This window comes from Rossellomorea aquimaris, assembly GCF_003315075.1.
GTDB classification, from domain to species: Bacteria; Bacillota; Bacilli; order Bacillales; family Bacillaceae_B; genus Rossellomorea; species Rossellomorea aquimaris_C.
In genome coordinates, this window is sequence record NZ_QNRJ01000006.1 from 62147 (window position 1) to 85111 (window position 22965).

Consider the following 22965-nt stretch of genomic DNA (forward strand, 5'->3'; position numbering starts at 1 on the left):
ATAGAATTTATTCATCCAGCCACTCTTTCCGTTTTCGGAGAAGATAGTTCCTGAGTGGAAATGCCACAACTATATAAAACAATACATTAAGGACCAATGTCGGCCACAAACGCCAGTCCACGAACTGCATGAACGTCAAATCAGTCCGTTGGATAATTAAATTGATCTGATACACCAAAAACTCCAAGACGGAAAGATTCACAAGTGAAATCATTCCCAATACAAAGAGGTTATTATGTAGGATCCTCATCATCTGATGGGATAAAAAGATGACAAATGGGAAGAGCACTAAGTAAATGCCATTGATCTCTGTGTAGTAAATATCAAATAGAAAGCCAAAGATGAAACCATAAAGCAGGGCAGTGCGGTACTGATAAAACGCACAAATAAAGAACAGCACAATAATCAGAAAATGTGGAACAATGATTTTCTGATCGAACCACTCTTCATTTGGAAAAAGATGAACAAATAAACTCTCACTGTAAAAGAAAAGCAGAGTCATAAACGGAAGGAGGAGCCTACTGATCATTGCCATCCTCCTCAGCATCCGCTTCCTTTTCCGTCACACCCTGAATGTCACGGTCGATGACCATGACGTGCTCCAGGTGATAGAAATCAGCAGCAGGCTTTACATATGCCGTTTGAGTCAATCCGTATTGATCCGGCTTTACTTCTTTCACTTCACCGATGACCAGCCCCTTAGGAAATACGCCTCCAAGTCCCGAGGTCATCACTTTAGAGCCTTTGTCGACTTTCATATCGTTGGAAATCCGTTTAACCAAAATTTCTTTTTTATCACTGTCGTACCCTTCGATCCACCCGTTTATATCTTGTTCTTTCCCTTGTATCACAGTGGAAATCCGGTTTTTTGTGTTATTGGTGGAAATTAATTCAACCGTAGATGAAAATTCATTTACGCTTTTAATCTTTCCGATCAATCCAGCCGATGAAATGACGGCCATGTCTGATTTAATCCCGTTCACTTCTCCTTTATCAATCGTTAGGAGCTCTTGCCAGCGATCAGGATTCCTTGCAATGACGGTAGCTTGAATCGTGTTATAGGCACGAAGGTCTTCCTTCTTTTCAAGGACTGCCCTTAATTCATTATTATCTTGTTTCAGGTCTTTCACCTTTGTTTCAAGCTTCACTAATTCATCTAAACGCGTTTTCAATTTTTCGTTTTCTGTGTATGTATTTTGAAGATCTTGAACGTTTTCAACAACTCCGGCTACATAGTTAACAGGTTTTGAAACCAATGACTGTCCGAATCCTACCATATCTTTTACAAACTGCTCAGGCCAGCTGATGGCATCTCGCTCCCGCAGAGAAAATCCGATTAATCCCACAAGGACGATGACACTGACGAGCAGAATGATCAAACGTTTATTCAGGAAGAATTGTGGCATGATGTACACCTCAACCTTTTCTCATTCTAGTAAATACTATATCAAAAATCGCTTGTTTTTGATATCATTCGTCAAAATATTCATGGTTGCTCGAAAAAAGATGGGGCCGACCTTAAGGCCAACCAAGCACCCTTAAGGAAACGTCCCCCATTCATTATTCACTATCTATTATTGTTAATTATTTTCCTCGATTTTTAAAGAGATGGATGTGGTCGAGGGCTTTCCCTGTACCGATTGCCACACAATCCAGAGGCTCCTCTGCAATGAGGACCGGCATTTTCGTTTCATCACTGATCACTTTGTCAAGATTACGAAGAAGCGCCCCTCCACCTGTCAGCACAATTCCTCTGTCCATGATGTCAGCTGCGAGTTCCGGCGGTGTTTTCTCTAATGTACTCTTAACGGCATCGACAATCGTGTATACGGTATCACGAAGAGCAGATGCAATTTCAATCGCCGTTACTTCGATCGTTTTCGGAAGACCGGTCAGAAGGTCACGTCCGCGAATCTCCATGGCTTCGATTCCTTCAGAGTCACCGGCAGAACCGACTTCCATTTTGATCGTCTCCGCTGTACGGTCCCCGATCATCAGGTTATACGTTTTGCGGATATAGTTGATGATGGCATCATCCATCTCATCCCCGGCTACACGGATCGACTGACTTGTCACAATCCCTCCTAAAGAGATGATGGCTACTTCCGTCGTTCCTCCACCGATATCTACGACCATACTTCCTGTCGGTTCCCATACTGGCAGGTTTGCACCGATTGCAGCGGCAAACGGCTCTTCGATCGTGTAAGCATCCCTTGCTCCTGCCTGTCTTGTTGCATCGATGACCGCTCTTTCTTCAACACCGGTTATGCCTGAAGGTACACAAACCATGACGTAAGGCTTTCGGGAAAAAGCTCCTTTATTACGCGTCGCTTGTCTTATGTAATACTTCATCATCGTGGCTGTTGTTTCGTAGTCTGCGATGACCCCATCTTTCATCGGGCGAAGAGCCACGACATTCCCCGGTGTTCTACCGATCATGTTCTTAGCATCATTTCCGACTGCAACGATATGCTTGTTATCTGTTTGAAGTGCTACAACAGAAGGTTCGCGAACGACAATCCCTTTGCCTTTCAAGTACACCAATGTGTTAGCTGTTCCTAAATCAATCCCTAAATCTTTCGTTCCAAACATGAATGGTATCTCCCTTTCTGATACAAATTGGCTGGTTTTTAACGTTTTATATGTGTTTTCACAGGAGAGTTGTCCAATCACTCTCTATCCTCGTAATTTTCGTCACAATAATTGTTCGTTCATGCATAACGAAAAGACTCATTCCCTTGAAGAATGACTCTCTTTTTTCAAAGACTGCGTTATATAGAATCACCATATTGTTTGTAAAAATCATAAGCTTAATTATATCGCAACCAGGAAAAAAATCATAGTGTCATAAATACCCTTTTTCCTTTAAACTGATAAACTTCTTCTCCCCTATTATAAGATGATCGAGTATATCAATACCAATGATTCGACCACATTCTACTAATCTTTTTGTGACCTCTATATCTTCTCTGCTTGGAGTCGGATCTCCCGATGGATGGTTATGGATACAAATGATCGAGGCGGCGGATCGTCGGAAGGCTTCCTTGAAGACCTCCCGGGGGTGCACGATGGAAGCATTCAGACTTCCAATAAAGATGGTTTGCTTGTGGAGAACTTGATTCTTTGTGTTGAGGTATAAGCATACAAAATGCTCCTGGGCCAAAAATCTCATGTCGTTCATGACATAATTGGCTCCGTCTTCGGGGGAACGGATGCTATATCTGTCGTCAAAAGCCAAGTTGCTGATTCTTCGACCGAATTCGACGGCGGCCATGATTTGAACCGCCTTTGCAAGGCCGATTCCCTTCGTTTTCGTAATCTCTTCCAGGGAAGCATCCTTTAATAGATTCAATCCATCAAAGTGATTGAGCAGACGGTTGGACAGTTGCAGAACAGATTCGGATTTCGTACCGGTCCGGAGTAAGATAGCCAGGAGCTCCTGATTGGACAGGCTTGCTGCCCCACTTTGGATCAATCTTTCCCGAGGTCTTTCATCTTGAGGGAAATCCCGGATCATCAGCCTGTTTTCTTCATGCTGGGGTATTGTTTTAACCATTGGTTCCTCCTATTCGTACGCTTGGGAGTCACTCTGGTTGAAGATAGCCCATTTCAAGTAAAACACGATTCACTCGTGAGATGGGTAAGCCAACGACGGAGAAATAATCGCCTTTGATTTCTTTGACAAATTTCGCTCCGATTCCTTGAATACCATATGAACCGGCTTTATCAAAAGGTTCTTCAGATGCAATATAATCGTCGATCTCTTTAGAAGTCAACTCCCAAAACGTCACATCCGTTTTTTCATAAAAGAGTTCCTCCACGTCACCACGCAGAATGGCAACCCCCGTGTAGACAGAATGGGTAGAACCGGAAAGCATGGATAGCATTTCTTTCGCTTCCTCTTTGGATTCCGGTTTACCAAGAATCAGATCATCCTTCGCTACGACGGTGTCTGAACCGATTACATAGTGAGTGGGGTATTGATTCGAGATTTCTTTCGCTTTTTTGCGGGCAAGATACATCACGACTTCATGGGGCGATAAATCAGATGAAAAAGTTTCCTCTACAGTAGAGCTGATAACGGAAAAAGAAAGTTGAATTTGTTGCAGAAGTTCTTTTCGACGAGGAGATTGTGAAGCGAGTATGAGGTTGGACACACCATACCAATCCTTTCAGGGTAGAAATTGGGAGATACATGAATATACTACCAAATTCCGCCTCTTTAAACAAGTAAAAATAGAGCCGGCACTCTTATGGTCAGGAAGCATAAATCTGACAAAATGAGAGAGGCTCTATTTTCGGTAAAGGATTATTTCCTAGAAAATAGTCTAATCCGGTCGAAATTATAATCCACTGTAAAGTTGCAGGTAGGATAACAGCTCTTCCTGAACCTTCTGGGCATCCTCCGGGGACTTCATCGCCGCCGCGAGATTCCCTGCTTTGACCAAGTTCTCTTTCATGGAAGCGATGGACTCTTGACCCACCTTGATTCCTTCCAGTTCCTTCACTCCGGATTGAATGGTTTGAATGATTGCATCATCAGGGGTCCCCCCGACCACACCACTGCTGCTCGCCTGCGCGATTGTGCTATAGAGGGCATTCCCTTTTTCAAGAAACGTTTTCTCTTCTTTAGAGGCGTTGATTCCCTTAGAACCGAGAACAAAATCCTTCGCGTACACCTCGACTCCTTGGTCTTTGAGTTTGCTCCCAAGATTTTTGGCCGTTTCAAGATCCCCCGCTACACCCAGAAATAAGAAGAATTGCCCGTCCTTCTCCACACTTGCATGAGAAAAGCCTTTTGCTGACAAACTATCCTGCATGGCATTTAGTTGCTCCTCTGTCGAATAAACACCACCTTGAACGATTGAGGTGGAGAAATCCTGTAATTCAACAGCCGATACAGACTGCTTCCCTTCCGTATTTCCTTCTGCTGTCGTATCTTGAAGCGTTGCCGCAGGAGCCGAAGGACCATCTGTTGTCGTAATGACTTTAAGCGTGCCGAATCCCAGCACCGCTCCCACCACCACGGCACCAATGATGGACATTAGAAGATTGACAGAGTCCTGAAAAGGATTCTTGAAAGACTTGCGCTTCTTCTTGTTCCCTGACACATAATTGATTTTCTTATATTCCTTAGGAGGTTGGGCTTCCTCATCGTCGGGAAGGATCCAATCGAACCCATTGTCTTCCGCCTCTTCCCCGGCAGCTGCTTCAGACTCACTTAACTTCCAATCATAAACAAGAAGATCTTCGTCAAAATTTGTTTTTTCACCATTAATTTTAATAGATATCTTTTTATCTTTGTCTCTTTTATTATTCATCATCGCCACCCTCCTTCATCTATTTTTTTCCATGCTATCACATCCAATAAAAAAAAGAACAAGACTTTTGTCGTCTTGTCCTAATAGGTTTTCGTCAAATTTTTTAGTTTTTCTGCAGTGATTGAATAGAAAGGGTAGAAAACGGGATTTCTTCTTTAACTCCGTTTCCATTTGTACATAGATTATACTCTTCCCCCAATAAACAAATGGATATCACACTCTCTCCGTCAGCCAAAACATAAGAGGATTCATCCGGCGCCATGACTGTTTTGGAATGGGGGTCCAAGATCGGTTCAATCAATTGAGCATCTACCAATTCTTTATACGTAATCTTACCCGTTACCTTTTCTTGAAGCATGGCATCCTTCGCATAGTATTGCGCTGAACTTTTCATCGTAAGGGCGTTTGCCACAAACGCCTGTTTCTTTGATTTTTCAATCAGATTGTTTATCGCCAATACAGCAATGACGGCTATGACCCCTAAGATCACGATAACAGCAAGCAATTCTACAAGCGTATATCCTCTTTCATTTTCACGCATTATCATCAAACCTTTAATTGATATCTAGTTCTTCTGACTTTTGTTCAGGGAACTGCTGAAAAGGATTTTTTTTGTTAGAAGGCAGGGGTGCATCGAGCTTCGGCAGCTCCTTCTCAAGTTCTACTAAACCAGGTAAATAAAAGGCGGACACGACTAAATTCAATTGAATATTTTCGAATTCAGCTTGGTATTGCAGTAATTCAGCCGGTCCGCTGAAAGAAATCTGTTCTATTTCCACGATGCGATGCAGCTCTTCTAGTTTATTGATGAACTCCTCTATCTCGAAATAGCTCTTTGCCTCTACAGAAATCGTGGCTGTCAGTTTTTGAAGACCTTGTGGAAGGACCACTACAGGTGCCGGGGTCACTTCAGTGCCTTCTTCTTCAGTTCCTTCAGCACCCGCTCCGGACACATCATCCCCTGCGCCCATGGGTTCAGTTGCAGGAAGATCGACGGCACCTTCCGTAAATTCAATGCTTGTGATGAAACTGTCCGAGACGATTTCTGCTTTTTCCAGATCGATAAGCAGCTGCTGAGTTAGAGGTTTGACCGGAACCTTTTGTTGCAGTGAACTGGAATTTTCAAAGGAAGCCTGTTTAATGGAAGAAATCTTAGAATCCAATGCTTCAATCAGCTTCTTTTCCGTTTTGATTTCATTCTGCAGACTTTCTTTCTGATTTTTCACGGGTAGATAGTAGAACCATACTCCCCCAAGGATAAGAAAAACTGCCATAACGATGGATGTACTGATCAGTAACCATTCTTTTTTCTCGAATCGTACATTCATTCCGAATCGCCTCCCTGCTCATCGGAAGTTTCCTCTGTTTCCATTTTCTTTATCTCTACTCTATTTAACGTTACTTCATATTGACCTATATACCTTGGTAAGATGGTTTCCGTATTAACGGCTGATAGACTATCATTTTCAGAGATGTCTTCTGTAGCCAGAGCTAATAAAGTCGCTTCCTGAATGTACCGGGATTCCTTCAGATGCGTTAAATAAAATGCAGCTTCACTGCTTGTGTCAAATTGAATCGAGAGTTGGATACTCCCATCTTCGGCGTATGTAAATTGCTTCACGAAACCCCGTTCCGGCAGTAATTCGACCAGGTGATTCAAGACCGGCACCGTATCGATGGGATAGCTTTCCGCCCATCTGACTGCACTCTCCAATTGTACCCAGGCATCGGATGATTCAAAATCAGAAATGCTTTGTTCTTTTTCAGCCCTTAGCTGCTTGGTACTCTGTAATTCCGTCGTCAGGACGTCCACGTCTTTTCCAATATTGAAAGACAGCAGAAAAAGAACAAAAAGAGCAAGGATCCCAACGGATAGCACACCGATAACCACATACAGCCACTGACGACTCCCTTTTTCATTTTGAGGTAATAAATTGATATCGACGAGCACTATATCACCTCTTTTAATCCTAAACCAATGGCGAGTAGAAACGCACTCGATAGTTCTTCATTGGTGTAGGCGTCGCGTGCAGCTGTTGGTACCTGGAGAATGTCTATCTCGAACCGATTTGATAAAAGGGTGTGGATTTCCCCTACCATGGGATGGTCACCGGTTACGTATATTTTATTAATCATCGCTTCATCATTTGTTAGTGTATAACGGTAAAAGCTGATCACTTTGTCTATTTCTTTCATCACTTCATCAAATTGAAGTGAGTGAAAATCCTTTTGATACCCTCGATCATCCACGACTTCCCGATCCTCCCCCAACCCGATCGGCCTGAAAAATACAGGCTGATGATCATGAAAGATGGATACGGTCACATTAGCCTGATTGAAATAGAGGAGCATTTCATGGTCCTCTCTATGAGTTAGATCCAATGAGTGAACATAGCGATAAAAGGCAAGTGGACTAATATCCGCCACAACGGGCTTTAAATGGGCATCAGTCAGGATCTGCTGATATTCCATGACAATATCTTCCGGTGCCGCCACCAGGATGATCTCTTTCTTGTCTCCTTTATTTCCTACAACCACCACATCAAAGACCGGATTCTCAAAAGGCAGGTGGATACTCGTACCGATTTCCAGGAACAAGTGGCTCTTCACCTCATCGTCCTCAATATCAGATGAAATCTCCATCTTCCTGATGATCATCTGAGTATTCGGGACGATGAATTGAACTTCCCTTTTCTTGATCCCCCAATCGAGGACACACTCTTCCAAAAAGACTTGAAAAGCTTCTTTTTCAATGATTTTGCCATCGGAGATCATCCCGTCAGCTATTCGTTTCTCTCCAAAATGGTGAATATGTAAAGGAGAAATAGATTTCAATTCTACAAATCGAATCCATTGATCACTGATGACGATATTGATTTTATTTTTATTCTTATTGAAGAGACGAGATAACATCTTGAATAACCCCTTTAGCTATATAAAGAAAAATACCAATGCAGGATTGGCTGGTGAAAGAAGTATGCTGCGAATGTTCCTAGTACGATATATGGACCGAAAGCAATGGGTTCCCCTTTTTTGAAAAAGCCGAGCATCAGGCCTGCAATACCGGCCACCGCTCCAAAAAGGGTAGCGAGGAAAAAGGAAAAAAGCATCACCTTGACCCCCACAACAAAACCAATCACAGCGAACAGTTTAATATCACCGCCACCCATTCCCCCTTTGCTGATGATGGCAATCAAAAGAAGCAGACAAAATCCGGTAATGCTCCCAGCAATGCTGTCCCACCAAGGGTTTAAAGGGATGAATATTCGTTCTGAGATAAACAGCACCGAAAAGAACAACAACACCTTATCGGGAATCACCATATATTTCAGATCACTGACCGTGATGATCATGAACAGGGAAACAAGTGTAAGAGCGACAATCAGTTCCGTCTGTAAGCCTAACATAGTATAAGAAAGTAAGAATAGTATTCCGGTAGACAGTTCCATCATTGGATAAAGAGGAGAAATGCGCCCCTTACACTGAGCGCATTTTCCCCCTTGCATGATATAGGATAGTACTGGTATCAGTTCCTTAACCGTCAGCTTATGCTGGCAGTACGGGCAGGCTGATCTTGGTTTGACGATTGACTTTTTGAGCGGTATCCGTAGGCCTACTACGTTGTAGAAGGAGCCTAGGAGGAGACCGTAGAGGAATAGGAATATTTGAAGCATATTATAAATTTACTACGTCACGTTTCACTGTATCAGGATCGCCGTTAATATGTTCTGTAGATTCCGATTTACCTATAAGAGTAACCACGTAAGAATAGTTACCGGTATCTGGATCTTTAGTAATTGTAACAATACTAGTCTTTTGGTTATACCCCTTAGAATCTGAAGGATTTTCAAACTCTTCCAAATATCCTTTATCAATAAGTTCTTCCATCTTGATAGAACCTACAGCTGCTTGATCAGCAGTAACCGCCAATCTAGCTCCACTCACCATCTGCTGAGCATTCGCAATATGAGCATCCTTCTTCGAGTTATTGATCAACCCGCCAATACTAGGAATCGCAATCGCGGCAATGATCCCTAAAATAACGACAACAGCCAGTAATTCGATAAGCGTCAATCCACGCTCATTTTTCAACCTTTGACCCATTTTCTTTAACATGGTAATTCCTCCTGTTTATTTATCTTTTTCTAAAAAATAGTAATCTAGTACTAGTATACAACACTCATCCGACAAAAAAATCATATTTTTTGTAAATTAATAGGGTATTTTCTAATAGTTTTGAACATTGTTGAATATTTCAAACATCGGTACCAGGATGGATGTGACGATGGTCCCGACCAAACCTGCCAGCATGACGATCATGAGTGGTTCGATCAGTGATTTAAGACGGTCTGTCGCACTCTCCACTTCTTTTTCGTAGAAGTCCGCTACTTTTGCCAGCATCGAGTCAAGGGATCCTGTCTCTTCCCCTATGGCGATCATCTGGGTCACCAACGGAGGAAAAGCCCAATGCCGTTTCATGGGGTCTGTAAGGGACGTCCCCTTCTCCAATGACCTCCGGGATTCGCCGATCACACGTGCTACCACTTCATTTTCCACCACTTTTTCGACGATGGCTAATGCCTGCAAAATTGGGACTGAGCTTGAAAATAAAGAGCTTAACGTTCTCGTCATTCTCGCCAGTACCGCTTTCTGCAGCATCTTCCCGAAAATCGGGATCCTCAGGATGGCATAGTCCAGATAATACTTCGATCGTTTGTCTCTTCTTAACATGGCCAGAGTGCAAGCAATGAATACAAAAAACAAAATGATGATGTACCAGAACTTTTGCATGAATTCACTTGAAGCAATGACAAACTTTGTGATGGCGGGCAGTTCGCCGCCGAAATCGGTCAACATATTCACGAATGTCGGCACAACGGCAGCTAGTAGGAATATCACGACCCCGATGGCAATGACGCCGACAACCATTGGATACGCTAACGCCGAAATGATTTTCTGTTTCGTGATATGCTGCTTCTCATAATGAGTGGCGAGACCCTCCAAAGTTTCATCCAGGCTGCCTGACGCTTCCCCGGCCTTAAGCATATTGATCAGCATGGGTTCAAAAATCTTCTTGTGACGGGAGAAGGCTTCAGATAATGGGTTCCCGTCCCGCAATTCATCCTCGATTTCCGTTAGGGCTTTACCGAGTGCCTTACTCTCTGTCTGCTCGGCCAGGATATGAGTCGAATCAACCACTGTGACCCCGGCTTGAAGAAGGGTGGCAAACTGGCGAAGAAAAATAACAAGATGCTGTAATTTCACCGGGTTGCCGATCGTTATGTCTTTGGTCATGAGTGTCTCAGGCATTTCCAGGATTTCAATGACCCTTACTTCCTGCTTTTTTAGCTGGATGAGGGCATCCTTTTTTGATGATGCCGTGATGATCCCCGACTTCTTTCCTTTTTGGTCCCTGCCTGTGTACTTATAACGTCCCATTTATTGAGGAATCTCCTCTCTGGTATAAGGAAACGCCATTTCCTTTGAAATGATGCCACTTTCATAAAGCCTCATCACACTGTCGCTCATGATGTGCATGCCAGAATTTTTGGACGTCTGCATGACATTTTGAATTTGGTGGACTTTTTCGGAACGAATCAAATTGGCAATCGCTGCATTATTCATGAGGAGCTCTGTCGCAGCTCTTCTTCCTTTTTTATCCACTGTGGCAAACAACCTCTGTGAAAGGATCCCGACAAGGACCGATGCCAATTGAACGCGGATTTGTGATTGCTGCTCCGGCGGGAAGACGTCTACGATCCGTTCGATGGTGGCCGGGGCACTGGATGTATGAAGGGTAGCCAGTACCAGGTGACCGGTTTCCGCTGCCGTGATGGCAGTATGGATGGTCTCAAGGTCCCTCATCTCCCCCACAAGGATGATGTCAGGATCCTGCCTCAAGGCACTTCTCAAGCCTTTTGAAAATGATTTTGTATCAAAGCCCACTTCCCGCTGATCGATGATGGATGCCCCGTGTTTGTGCAGGTATTCGATGGGGTCTTCCAGGGTGATGATATGCTTCCTCATTTTTCGGTTCATATAATCCACGACAGATGCAAGTGTGGTCGATTTCCCACTCCCCGTAGGTCCGGTGACAAGGAAGAGACCCTGTGGTTTTTCAGCAATCGTCTTCAATGCATGGGGAAGAAACAATTCCTCCATTGTTGGAATGGAAGTCGGAATGACACGTATGGCCAGAGATATACACGAACGTTGTTTGAATGCATTCACCCTGAACCTTGAAACGCCCGGGATTCCATAGGAAAAGTCCAGTTCACCCACTTCTTCAAAAGACGGATACATCGTTTCAGAAATGATGGCCTTTGCCATGGATTCCGTGTTATCGGGCAATAAGTTCTCCTTACCGAATCTTTTCAAGTCCCCATGTATGCGGAAAATTGGAGGGGAGCCGACAGTAAGATGGATATCGGACGCGCCTAACTCGTAAGCAGACTTTAGAAGATAATCAACTTTTTCTTTCAATACATTCACCTACTCTGAAATCGCTACTCTTAATACTTCTTCGGTCGTGGTCAAGCCCTGTTTTACTTTCAGCAAGCCGTCATCAATTAAGAAAATGGTTTTATTCCGTACGGCATGCTCCCTTAACTTGGAGAAGGGCTCGTTGTTCAGAATGACCTTCTTCATTTCATCATTCATGACGAGGACCTCATGAATGGCAATCCGACCTTTATATCCTGTCATATTACAGGAGGAGCACCCCTGCCCTCTCGTGATGGTCTCGATCTTCATGCCCCTTTTGGCAAATATCTCAATCTCCCGCCTGGTAGCCGGCATCTCTTGTTTGCAATCACGGCATACCTTCCTGATCAAGCGTTGAGCCACGACCCCGCTTAGTGATGAGGCAACCAAAAAGGGCTCTACACCCATATCCAATAGTCTTGTCACCGTACTGATTGAATCATTGGTATGGATGGTACTCAACACGAGATGTCCGGTTAAGGAAGCACGGATGGATACTTCGACTGTCTCCCTGTCCCGTATTTCCCCGACCATGATGATATTTGGATCCTGACGCAATATGGCCCGAAGCCCCTTCGCAAAGGTCAAACCGACATTTTGATTCACGCCGATCTGGTTGATGCCCTCCAGCTGATACTCAACGGGATCTTCTATCGTAATGATGTTCACTTCTTCACTGTTGAGGTGATTAAGGGCAGCATATAAAGTAGAAGACTTCCCTGAACCGGTTGGTCCCGTGATGAGGACAATCCCAGTCGGCTGCTGGATCATCTTCATGAACCTCTGTTGATTTACCTTGTTGAACCCCAGTTTTAAGAGGTCATTCAGGCTCGAACCTAAATCCAGAATCCTCAATACAATTTTCTCTCCATAGACTGTTGGTAGTGTCGACACACGCAGGTCGATGGGATGAAAGTCGATATTCACCTTGATCCTCCCGTCCTGAGGCACCCTGAATTCGGTTATGTCGAGATTCGCCATGATTTTAAGCCTGGCAATCAACATACTTTGCATGTGCTTCGGGAGATTTCTTTCGGTCCTAAGAATGCCGTCCACCCTGTAACGTATGACGACTTTGGTTTCCTGAGGGTCGATATGTATATCACTTGCTTTTTGGGTCACCGCATTCGAAAGGATTCCGTTCACTAATCGGACGATGGGTGAATCGGAATCCACCACCGTGTCTTCTTCTGCCCTATTTTGATCCCGATTCTCCTGGAATAGGTCTTCAAATCCATCCTCTAAGTCATAAAACTTATTGATGACTTTCAGAATATCATCCTTGGTTGCAATCGCTGTCTCGATTTGAAAGCCTGTGGCCAAGCGCAGATCCTCAATTGCGTAAAAGTCCAGCGGGTCGCTCATGGCTACTAAAAGCCTGTCCCCTTCTTTTTTAAGGGGGATCATCAGGTTCCGCTTAGCCGATTCTTTAGGAATCAAGTGGAATAAGTTCGTTTCGAAGGGGTATCTGTACAGGCTGACATGGGGAATCCCCAATTGAAATTCCAGTACTTCAATCAACTGCTGCTCCGTAATATATCCTCTTTGAAGCAGGGCATCCCCTAACTTCTGTCCCTTCGCCTTATCTTTCAGGGTATCTTGTAACTGGGATGCGGAGATGATCCCTGCTTCAACCAGCAGGTCTCCAAGCCTCTTCCTGATCGTGGTCACCTTATCACCCGCTTTCACGACTTATTTAATGTCTTTTTTCTTTGGTTTCGCTTCTCCATCTGATGATCTTGAAGAATCCTGGTCGGCAGGACCTTCACTTTCCTCCTCTGGGGAAGGGTTCTCGTTCACTTCCTCATCCATTGAGGGAGTATCCTCCTTTACCCCATCATTCGATTCTTCATTCGATGATTCTTCACCATTCTCCCCGGTCGGTACATTATCGAATGTTCCACTTGAGGGTTCCTGTAATTCCTGCAGCGGATAAACTGCAATCTTATGCTGTGGTGCATAAAAATCTTCATTAATCAGTTCTTCTGAAAGGATTTCACCTGTTGAACTCAGTTTTTGCTTATAGACCCGGATCAGGACCCCGTCTTTCCCTTCTTGTTGAATATCGATGCTTCCTTTTTCAACAAAAGGGCTAAACTGTTTAATCACGCGTGGAGGGAACGTTTCCTTTTCCGACAAACGGACATTATAAGAGTTTGGAAAAGGGATCCCCTGCAATTGAGCCTTGATCCTATTCTCATGGATGGCAAGCTTCAGCTCATAACCGGTTGAATTAGGATTGGTGATGACAAAATCCTGGTTATTCATCGGATTGAATTTCGCTTCAAAGCCAAGGGTCACATAGTCCGGAAGCAGCTTGCTTATATTTCGTTCAATGATAGAAAAGTTGGTATGTAAGGTGATCTGATAGAGTAATGATGCAACCGGACTTAAATCAGCCTGTGATTCAACTACAAAACCTTCTGTTTCCAGGAAATTCGAAAAGGAAAATTGGGAATTGGGTACAATGGGAATGGAGGGATAATTGTCGATAAAGCTCTTGATCGTTGGTGTAACCTCTAATTCATTGGACACGGCCTCATACAGGACTTGTGGAGACTCATTACTGGCTGCATAATCGTATATCTGTATACTCTCTTCTTTATGAAGACTACCAGCCAAAGAGAGGATATACTCCCGTAAAGATGGCAGGTTGATGTCTTCTCCCCTATAGTCAGCGAACTGATTTGCAAGAAACGCATCGAATGCCTTTTCATCCAACGTCACAATTAAACTTGTGTTTTCATTATCAACAAGTTTCTCTATGCTTTCTTCCACATGAAATTGAAAGAGAGATGGGTCGACTTTGGCTGTTTCTCCATTGAAATCAAGCATTAGGTTTTGATTTACCTTCCACTCCTCTACTTTCTCACCCAGTATCTTCATTGCTTCCTCTTTGTTTGCTCCACCCAGTTTAATAGATGCAACCGCTGCATGTTTCGACAGATTGAGTGACTTAACAAAGAACGTTTCATAAGCAAAGACGCCTAAATGAGAAAATCCATATAGAAAGAATGTGGATAAGAACAAAACGGTCATCAGTTTAACAAGTAGACCTTTTTTCACACTAGGCGCTCCTTCCTGACTCCTACTTAATATTCATCGTTAAATCAACAAAAACAGATGGACCTGCGTCCTGGGCAGCTTTAATATCAGCTTCGGTTAGAGATGAACCTTTAGCAATCAATAGATTCCCCTCTAAATTATATATATCTTCAATCACTCTTTTTCCTGTAAGTAATTGAGTCTGTTTCGTTTTAATGGTCTCTAAGCCATGTGGTTGCGGTTGTAAAGGCAGAGGCTCTTCTTCGAAAACAGGCTCAGGACTTACAAGTTGATCAAATGATCCTTTAAAATATTCTGCAGCGTCTTCATTCACAATGATGATATCTTTTCCAAATGTTAGAACATGTTCCGTACCAAGGAAAAACGTGTTGTCCTGGGCATTTAATTCTAAGGAAACAATAGCCCCGGTTTCATCATCCACATAAAACTCTTGAATGCTGCCGATCATTTGGCCTTTACGGGTCATCACGCGGGTATCGTTAATTTTAATTTTTTTATTCACCAGCTGGTTCGCAATCGGGATTTCATTTAAATCGATTACGGCATTCTCATTTTCGACTGTGACGGCATATTCCCCTATGCCAACTACCTTTTTAAACGGGATCGCCTTCACACTGACCTGCCAATCTTCATGCTCGATGGTCAGAAAATCAACCGAGCCCTTTTCCGGATTGATTACAAGGGATTTGACCCTCCCTATTTCACTTCCATCGGATATACTGATAATCGGTAAAGCTTTCATTTCTGCACTCTTTTTCATGTCATCTCACCTATTCTGTCAATTTAATTTCGTTTAACTTTTCCCATGCAAACTCATTTGTTTGCTCAATGTCCATTTTAATGTACGGATACTCATTGAATCTCTTTGAAATCCCGTCAGTAAACATTTGTAAGTCATCGTATTGCTCTGTTGAAATGTAATGATCCATTAATATTTTTGCAAATGTATAGTAATCTTGATCGTGTAAACTTGGATGTAAGTAATGCTTAATCATGTTTTCCATCTGGTGGGCTGATAAAATGCTCTTCGAGAGTGTGATTTGTTCAATCATGGTCTTCATAACCTCTCTCATGATCCTGGATCTTTCAGGAAGTACGTGAAGGTCTTCTTCACTGATTTCTTCAGCAATACTATCCTCTGTATCCTCAAATATTTCGGGGTCCTCACCTTCAACTAAATCATCTTCCAATTCATCTTCAGAACCCGGTAAGTCCTCTAAATCTTCTACAGGTTCCAGGTGATCATCAACTACATCCTTCATTTCTTCATCTTCAATGGTCTCGTCAGGTTCATTCATTAATCTTTCAATCTCACTTAAAACGATATCAGAAGACTCATTTCCTTCTTCTATTTCTTTATTAGCTTCGTTATCTTCGTATTCACCGGCATTTTCTATGAACCATTCACTTTCATCATCATCGACCTTTTTCGACTCAGCTTCAGCGGCAGGGTACCCCTCTATGATATCGACAGCTTGTAACGGTTCATCTTGTTTTAAAGATCCATCTGTTTCAAGATCTTCTTCTGCCACGTCTACTTCGATTTTATAAAGATCCTCCAATTCAATTGGAGCTATTTCTTCTTCAACCGGAACGGAATTCACAGTATCTTCAATCAAATCCAATTTTTCTTCCTCAGCTTCAATTTCACCCTTTTTATTATGTAAATTATCCTTTAATCCCTTATGTTCATGGACTATTTGCATAGGTTCTTCTTCCAAATCCATCTCAGTGCCGGTAGCCAGGACTAAAAGACCACTGAACCGTTGTTCAATCACATAAGAAGTAAGTCCTAACAAAACCATTAACATGATTCCAATCATCCAAATTGGATACTGGGTTGATGCGACTAATCCAAGGAGCGTTAAACCGAATGCAATACCGGCAATTAATAGTTTCCCTTTTACGCTGATGCCTATTGGAATAAAATATAAGATAGGTAGCAACAGAATAAGTGCAAGTAATGAAAATAGGTAGATCATCTTACATTCATCTCCTTCCTATGATATATTTCTTATAAATCAGACTTTTTTTAACAAGTTTCGACTACTAGATATTGTATAATAAAGTTAGGTATTTTGAAAGCGGGTGTTGGGTTGAAACTTATAAAAATATTAAAAAATAATAGAGGTTTCACTTTAATTGAACTTTTGGTTTCAATTACAATCCTGGGGATCGTCCTTTTAAGTTTCATGAATTTCTTCCTTCAATCCAGTACATATACGAACGGCAATCAAAAGAAGACAGTGGGAGTAAATGTAGCCAGAAATGTCTTAATGTTTATGGAAAAACAAAACTTCCTTGAGATCAGGAATTACTTCTATGAAGTGAATATAGGAAGTAAAGATCCGACAGATGAATTTTATAAATTATTCATTTGCGGGGATGAATATCAAACCTTCTCTAACTTCTCTACTGAATCAGAAATGGTTGATTCCTGTCCGGACAAGAAAAATATAAATATAAACGGATTAGAATATGAGACTGAGATTTATTCCGGGGAAGTCACGAACCCTGATGAATTAGATTACTATATTCCTATTACAATCGAAGTTAGGTGGAATATCAATGATAGAGAATACAGTACGACCGTTGATGGAAAAGTTAAAAGCGAAGATATCCGATAATAGAGGCATTACCCTGGTTGAGTTATTACTTACCCTATCCATTTCGGCTATCCTGTTACCCGTTACATACGGGGCAATGATTACCGGCTATAAGGTTTACGAGAAAGTTTCGATCGATGCACAATTGAGGGAAGACGCAGATTATGTTTCTGCAATGGTAATGAAGAATCTTTATTCATACCCCTTCGATACAATTGAAGAATGCGTGCCATCCTCTTCTACTTGTGTAAAGTTTATAAACAGCAGTGAACTATCTGTAGCGCCCTATTCAGGAAAATCCTTCTATCAGGTAGTGGAAGAAGAGATTGTGAATGATGAACAGATCTTGCAACTAGTTCAAGTTGGGGAGAAAAAACAATGGAGCTTTGACGGGTCAATATTAACTACACCTTCTGACTTTTCGGGATCCATCATCACTTCCACCTGCACTTCTAAACCGTGCAATGAAGCGATCATACAGCTATCGTACAAAGTTTCACATCCTAATTTCGATAAAACCCTTAATTTAGAGAGCAGCTTCGGATTTTAGAAGGGAGAAAACAGCTTGTTAACCAATCAAAGAGGAAATGCCTTACTTACCGTTTTAATAACATCTCTTGTTATGGTGACAATCGGTATGGCTATCATAAGTTCGACGATAGGTGGAGCTAAACGAACTGAAGTCAGAGAGACCGACATTGACATTACATATGAAGGGCTAAAGGCAGCAGAAGAAATTTCATCCAAGCTTGTCTATCAATTGCAGCCCACAAGGGAGTTAGAGATCACCGCATTGACACCAGCGAATATAAATTCGAAAGTAGCAGCTTTTTTTCAATCTTCCATTCTCCCGTCCTATCAGTCTATCGATAGAATAAAGTGTGTCACCATCATTGATGTGAGTGGGACCAGTGCAATAAACCTACTGGGTGACCGCTGTACGAAATCCAACATTCCTGATTTCAAAACCTTTGAGCTGGACTATCTTGGCACCAACCTTACGAGAGTGTATGAAATCCTGATTCAAACAAAAAACCCTTCTTCTGAACAAGGGAAAGTGGAAAAGACCGTTCGAAAAAGGGTCATTTTATCGCCCATCCCAAGTTTCCTTAAGTATACTCTAGGCTCAAGGGAAAAGCTTCAATTGAATGGATCTCCACATCTGGTTGGTAACATTTATGCTAACTCTTTAGGCATAAGCGAAGAGGCCGACTACCAACTTTCTAATAAACAGGAGAAAACATACCCAGCACCATTCCCGTCCGTTATCGGGGACTTGTATACAAGCTACAACAAAGCGAATTATGAACATATGAAAAGCTTGATAACTTCAAATCAGTTCTATCCGCTAATAGCACCTCCCAAAGTAAAACAGGATAGTCAATTTACTGATATTTCATTTAATCAAACTTACGAAGAAGAGGTTAGCAAGGTATTAGAATCTCTTGATCTACCAATGAGAAATAACATTTCCCAAACAAATTTAATGAGTTCAATCAGAACTGCTTTTCTTTCAAACTCCTTCTCTCCTGCCCTTGTTGAAGATGGGATGTTGGATGAGAGCTCCCAGGGGAAGGTTAAGGTGAGTGGAAACATTACTATTAGAGGGCTACAGTATTCAGGGGTGGACCTGCTTGTAGATGGTGATGTGAATATTATCGCGAGTTCTCCAATGAACATCGGGAATATCATTTCGACTGGGAATGTGACCATTTCTAATTTAGAGGGAGAAATGACCATTGATAATATCGTGGCAGCAGGAAGAGTATCCATAGAGGCAAATTCACCCGTAATGCTTCAGAAGAATATAGTTAGTTTTGATCACATCTCTTTTCAATCACAAAATTCCACTTCCGTCATATCGGGAAATGTATTTTCAGGGAGGAATTTAACCATACTGGGTGATGCCAATGACCCAGCCGGTGAGAATGATGAAATCAAGTTTGATTCCGTCATTTACGCAAGGGGAAAAACAAGTATTTCTAACTTGAATATAACCGGTAAAGAGAGTGAAGACGGCACAAATAATACAGGTGAATTAATTTTACTCTCTAAAGGAGAGTTACTATTAACAAGAATGAATGAATTTCAGTATTATGCTCAGGAGAAGGAAAAGGATGAATTACGTTTATTGCCCGATCCAGCTGAGGCCATCAAGCCGTTACAAGCTTTTTTCTACACGGATAGTGACGCTACCCTTTATGGAGTTGGTTCATTATTTTATGTTAACGGCGGAGTCTTCTCAAAAGGCAACCTTACAGTGAATGCTGTTCGTGGGGACGTAGACAATATCGATGAGGCAAATCAGAGCTCCCCCTCAAATCAGCAAGAGAAACTGTCAAGATTCATCGTAAACTATAACAAAGATGTCCTTCTTTCAAAGCTGGATACTTTACCAAAGGTTGAAGCTCTCTCATTAATCAGTGATGAAATAATAGTTGAATGAAAAAGGGAGGTCCATTATCAAGGACCTCCCTTTATATCACCATCTTCCATCGATATTCCCATCTCCGGTCTCCGGGTTTTCAGTTTCTTCTTCACCTGCAACGACTTCGAAAATCGCAATCGCCTTTATATCAGGATCTTCTTCAGAAGTAACCGTTATCGTCGTCACCCCTGTATTTTTAGGTATAACCTTCCAAACTCCACTTTCTTGTACGATGTCTACAACATCATTACCTGTGTCGACAACGTTCTTGATGTTTTTATTGGTTGCATTTTCAGGATTGAATACTAAATGAGAGTGTATATCGAATGCGTTACCTTCCAGCAATAAAGTGTACTTCGATTTTGTGAAGTCCATGCTTTCCAGTTTTACAATCCTTGACTTAACAATGACTCGGATCGATTTTTTGTATTTCCCATTCTTGGTTTCAACTTCCACTAGATCCTCGCCGGGAGATAATCCTGTCATTCGGTTCTCTTTGGTGGAACTGACTTGACTGTATGAGGAGTTAATCATTCCATCATCCCCTTGTAGAACCTTTACATTATAATTATTGTTGGGTTTTCCAAACGGGAAGATATCGATATTGAATGACTGGGTTTCTCCAACATATAATTCAATTAATGAAGGTACACGTATTAATTCGTCACCCTCGATCCAAATGGTCCTTTCAATAATGTAATCCTCTATTGCAAAACCTCCAACGGCTTTTACACGGATTTCATTCTTCCCGAAACGATCAATGATTTTCGTATCTTCCAACTCAAAATCTGTCCATTCGCCGTTTGTTTCTTCTTCATTAAGAAGTTGATAGTGGTAAGAAACATTTCCTCCAGGAATACCATTAGAGAGATAGAATTCCACTTCATTCGAGACAGAAGAACCATCATCTAAAATAGTTTCTGTGAGTGGGTCTTTTACTATTAATTCAGGAACGAATGGTAAAACAGCGGTTGCTCCATTTTTGTAGGTAATAGTAAGCTGTGTGGGTTCACTCTGCAATGATTTTACAGGCATAATCGGGTATCGACTATCCACTCCAGCTTCCAGTGTTGCTACAACAGTTTCCGTTTGCCCCTGTATTTTAACCTTCTTGATCGTACCGTTTGAATAACCATCAAATGCAAATTCCCTTCCATTTTGCAATTGACGTGTTCTTACTTTCGCGCTGATTTCGTTATGATTCGGGCTCAGATTACTGCTCACTTTGTTCCCATATCGTGAATCGACATAATAGACTTTCGCTTGTGGCATTTTCACATTATTAATGGCCCAGACGGCGTTCATCGTTACAGGTATCTCAAGTGCAGGTTTAGTAAATGCACCGTTTTCAAAGCTCATCTTTTGTTTAACCTTGATTATGGCAATTTGTTGTCCATTGATATTCTGAATTGTTACATCAGGGCTTTCTTTAACGCTGATACCCTCTGGTAAGGGCTGGTGTATAGTAATCTCACTTAAATCACCCTTTGCTTTCGGATTTACCAACCCGCCAAAATCCAGTTTGAACAGTCCTGTGAAAGTATTTGTTTCTTTTCCATCCTCAATAATTAAATTGAACAGGTCTTGATTGATTTTATTTAAGTCTACCCTTCCTGTGACCGATGCAGGTGCATCATCTTTCACTTCAATCGTCACAGACCTTCTATCACTTGATCGCCATTCTGTTTCTTCTGCCGTTTTATACTGTACTTTCAAATCCTTAAACGTATAGGATCCCTTATTGGAGAATTCCACCGGAAGCGATACTGTAATAGGAGTTGGTACACCCTGCCCTACTTCGTATACCGTGGAAAATGGCAAATAGACTTTATTATTCATCACTTTGTATTGATTTTGGTCAACTGTCACATTTTCCGGCAACTGCACGACAATTTCGCCATCCAATTTGACTGAATTCAATTTGTTGGCTAATTTTTCGAATGCATCGGAGACGCTTCCTTCACTGGCTTTAATGAAGCTACCCGACGTTTGCTGTGCCAGCATTTCAAGATAACGATCATCCAGATCTCCTTCTCCATAACCAAGGGTATGCATGGTGATTTTATCGTTGTAGATTTCCTTGGATACTTCAAGGCCTTTTTGTTTGATAAGAGCTTGAACGTACTCGCTGTACTTCTCTAGTTCATCCATTATATACCAACCTGAATTCATGGACTTCCCGTTGATAGAGAAATCATTTACATATAAATAATTCACATCGCGATTTTCGGTAGAAGATATTCTATGAAGCCATTTATTATAGTAGTAATTATATCTATCTTGATAATCGAACTTCACTAGCTGTTCTTTCTCAATAAATTCGTATTTATTACAAGGTTTATTTTTACAGTCTTTGTAACCTACTTTTTCAATCGACGTCGCAATCATCGGCTGTCCATCGGTTAAGAAGACAATATACTTTTCATTCTTGGAATCTTTCAGCATATTCTTCGCTGCACGCAAGGGGTCTGTGTAATTGGTGCCTCCATAAGCTGTGGTATGTAACATGGAAGTTTTAATAGCATCGAGGTCATTACTTAATGGAAGTATCGTTTCTATATCTGAAGAAAACGTAATAAGAGAGAAGCGATCATTACGTTGTTTGTTTTTCTCAAAGAATTGTACGGCATTAGTCAGCCCATCCTTTGCACTTTGCATTTTATCCCTGGTGCTATTCATCGATCCTGACTTATCGAAGACAAAAACGACGTCTATAGGAGGTCGATTCGTTTCTTTCACCTCTCCGATTGGATTGATATGAAAGTCTAATGATGCTTTGGCATTACCATCCACCGGCTTAACAATGACTTCTTGGGACGGGGTAACATTGAAGTCAACTCTTAAATCTGAAGTTCCATTGGCATAGGTATTTGTCGAATTAAAAATAAATGCCAGAAAAAGGGTGAAAAGTAATAGTAGTGGAATCTTTCCCTGAATTCTCATAATATCCCTCATTTGGTTATCCTATAATGCTTTTATTATATCAATCTTCAAACTATTATAATAGGACTTAATACTCAAAACAAAGAAAAAAGATGTCTATTGTCGAATAGACACCCTT

Annotated in this window: 22 protein-coding genes; 3 read left to right on the forward strand and 19 right to left on the reverse strand. The window is 41.8% G+C overall.

The annotated features are described in order from the left end of the window. Positions 1 to 7: 7 nt before the first annotated feature. The 18 genes from mreD to DET59_RS09860 all read right to left on the reverse strand — a co-directional run bounded on the left by mreD (position 8) and on the right by DET59_RS09860 (position 16852). A complete protein-coding gene (gene mreD, locus DET59_RS09775; protein ID WP_181778113.1) occupies positions 8 to 529 on the reverse strand; it encodes a rod shape-determining protein MreD in 522 nt (173 codons plus the stop codon). Beyond that, the gene (gene mreC, locus DET59_RS09780; protein WP_113969494.1) at positions 519 to 1406 is read right to left on the reverse strand and encodes a rod shape-determining protein MreC; all 888 of its coding nucleotides are present in this window, start codon (positions 1404 to 1406) and stop codon (positions 519 to 521) included. Before mreC ends, mreD begins: the two co-directional genes overlap by 11 nt. 178 nt (positions 1407 to 1584) lie before the next feature. Beyond that, positions 1585 to 2592 carry a rod shape-determining protein gene (locus tag DET59_RS09785; protein WP_113969495.1) on the reverse strand — a complete coding sequence of 336 codons (1008 nt, stop codon included), beginning with the start codon at positions 2590 to 2592 and terminating at the stop codon, positions 1585 to 1587. 253 nt (positions 2593 to 2845) lie between these two features. Further along, positions 2846 to 3556 (reverse strand): RadC family protein, encoded by a 711-nt coding sequence (gene radC, locus DET59_RS09790; protein WP_113969496.1) that lies wholly within the window; start codon positions 3554 to 3556, stop codon positions 2846 to 2848. A gap of 28 nt (positions 3557 to 3584) precedes the next feature. Next, positions 3585 to 4157: a Maf family protein gene (locus tag DET59_RS09795; protein ID WP_113969497.1), complete on the reverse strand. Its 573-nt coding sequence runs from the start codon at positions 4155 to 4157 to the stop codon at positions 3585 to 3587. Between the two features lie 186 nt (positions 4158 to 4343). Continuing rightward, on the reverse strand, positions 4344 to 5324 hold the full coding sequence (locus DET59_RS09800; protein WP_113969498.1) for an SPOR domain-containing protein: 981 nt from the start codon (positions 5322 to 5324) through the stop codon (positions 4344 to 4346). Between the two features lie 100 nt (positions 5325 to 5424). Continuing rightward, the gene (locus DET59_RS09805; protein WP_181778114.1) at positions 5425 to 5862 is read right to left on the reverse strand and encodes a type II secretion system protein; all 438 of its coding nucleotides are present in this window, start codon (positions 5860 to 5862) and stop codon (positions 5425 to 5427) included. A 13-nt stretch (positions 5863 to 5875) separates the two neighbouring features. Further along, positions 5876 to 6649: a hypothetical protein gene (locus tag DET59_RS09810; RefSeq protein WP_113969500.1), complete on the reverse strand. Its 774-nt coding sequence runs from the start codon at positions 6647 to 6649 to the stop codon at positions 5876 to 5878. After that, positions 6646 to 7272 (reverse strand): PilN domain-containing protein, encoded by a 627-nt coding sequence (locus DET59_RS09815; RefSeq protein ID WP_113969501.1) that lies wholly within the window; start codon positions 7270 to 7272, stop codon positions 6646 to 6648. Before DET59_RS09815 ends, DET59_RS09810 begins: the two co-directional genes overlap by 4 nt. Next, positions 7272 to 8234: a type IV pilus biogenesis protein PilM gene (pilM, locus tag DET59_RS09820; RefSeq protein WP_113969502.1), complete on the reverse strand. Its 963-nt coding sequence runs from the start codon at positions 8232 to 8234 to the stop codon at positions 7272 to 7274. Before pilM ends, DET59_RS09815 begins: the two co-directional genes overlap by 1 nt. Positions 8235 to 8248: 14 nt before the next feature. Beyond that, positions 8249 to 8995: a prepilin peptidase gene (locus tag DET59_RS09825; RefSeq protein ID WP_113969503.1), complete on the reverse strand. Its 747-nt coding sequence runs from the start codon at positions 8993 to 8995 to the stop codon at positions 8249 to 8251. A gap of 1 nt (position 8996) precedes the next feature. Next, positions 8997 to 9437: a type II secretion system protein gene (locus tag DET59_RS09830; protein WP_113969504.1), complete on the reverse strand. Its 441-nt coding sequence runs from the start codon at positions 9435 to 9437 to the stop codon at positions 8997 to 8999. Positions 9438 to 9548: 111 nt separating this feature from the next. Next, positions 9549 to 10760 (reverse strand): type II secretion system F family protein, encoded by a 1212-nt coding sequence (locus DET59_RS09835; RefSeq protein ID WP_113969505.1) that lies wholly within the window; start codon positions 10758 to 10760, stop codon positions 9549 to 9551. Continuing rightward, entirely contained in the window at positions 10761 to 11804 is a 1044-nt protein-coding gene (locus DET59_RS09840; RefSeq protein ID WP_113969506.1) for a type IV pilus twitching motility protein PilT, read from the reverse strand. It abuts the gene before it with no gap. 9 nt (positions 11805 to 11813) lie between these two features. Next, entirely contained in the window at positions 11814 to 13475 is a 1662-nt protein-coding gene (locus tag DET59_RS09845) for a GspE/PulE family protein (protein WP_113969702.1), read from the reverse strand. A gap of 21 nt (positions 13476 to 13496) precedes the next feature. Next, entirely contained in the window at positions 13497 to 14870 is a 1374-nt protein-coding gene (locus tag DET59_RS09850; protein ID WP_113969507.1) for a VanW family protein, read from the reverse strand. 22 nt (positions 14871 to 14892) lie between these two features. Then, entirely contained in the window at positions 14893 to 15630 is a 738-nt protein-coding gene (locus tag DET59_RS09855; RefSeq protein ID WP_113969508.1) for a PRC-barrel domain-containing protein, read from the reverse strand. Between the two features lie 10 nt (positions 15631 to 15640). Continuing rightward, positions 15641 to 16852 (reverse strand): hypothetical protein, encoded by a 1212-nt coding sequence (locus DET59_RS09860; protein ID WP_113969509.1) that lies wholly within the window; start codon positions 16850 to 16852, stop codon positions 15641 to 15643. Between the two features lie 114 nt (positions 16853 to 16966). On the opposite strand from DET59_RS09860, the gene DET59_RS09865 reads away from it, so the two are divergent. The 3 genes from DET59_RS09865 to DET59_RS09875 are packed head-to-tail and all read left to right on the forward strand — an operon-like array spanning position 16967 to position 19922. Then, a complete protein-coding gene (locus tag DET59_RS09865; RefSeq protein ID WP_258549633.1) occupies positions 16967 to 17497 on the forward strand; it encodes a prepilin-type N-terminal cleavage/methylation domain-containing protein in 531 nt (176 codons plus the stop codon). Then, positions 17439 to 18026: a PilW family protein gene (locus DET59_RS09870; protein ID WP_113969510.1), complete on the forward strand. Its 588-nt coding sequence runs from the start codon at positions 17439 to 17441 to the stop codon at positions 18024 to 18026. Before DET59_RS09865 ends, DET59_RS09870 begins: the two co-directional genes overlap by 59 nt. A 15-nt stretch (positions 18027 to 18041) precedes the next feature. Next, entirely contained in the window at positions 18042 to 19922 is a 1881-nt protein-coding gene (locus DET59_RS09875) for a polymer-forming cytoskeletal protein (RefSeq protein ID WP_113969511.1), read from the forward strand. Between the two features lie 36 nt (positions 19923 to 19958). On the opposite strand, the gene DET59_RS09880 is transcribed toward DET59_RS09875, so the two are convergent. Continuing rightward, positions 19959 to 22847 (reverse strand): vWA domain-containing protein, encoded by a 2889-nt coding sequence (locus DET59_RS09880; protein WP_181778115.1) that lies wholly within the window; start codon positions 22845 to 22847, stop codon positions 19959 to 19961. Between the last annotated feature and the right edge of the window lie 118 nt (positions 22848 to 22965).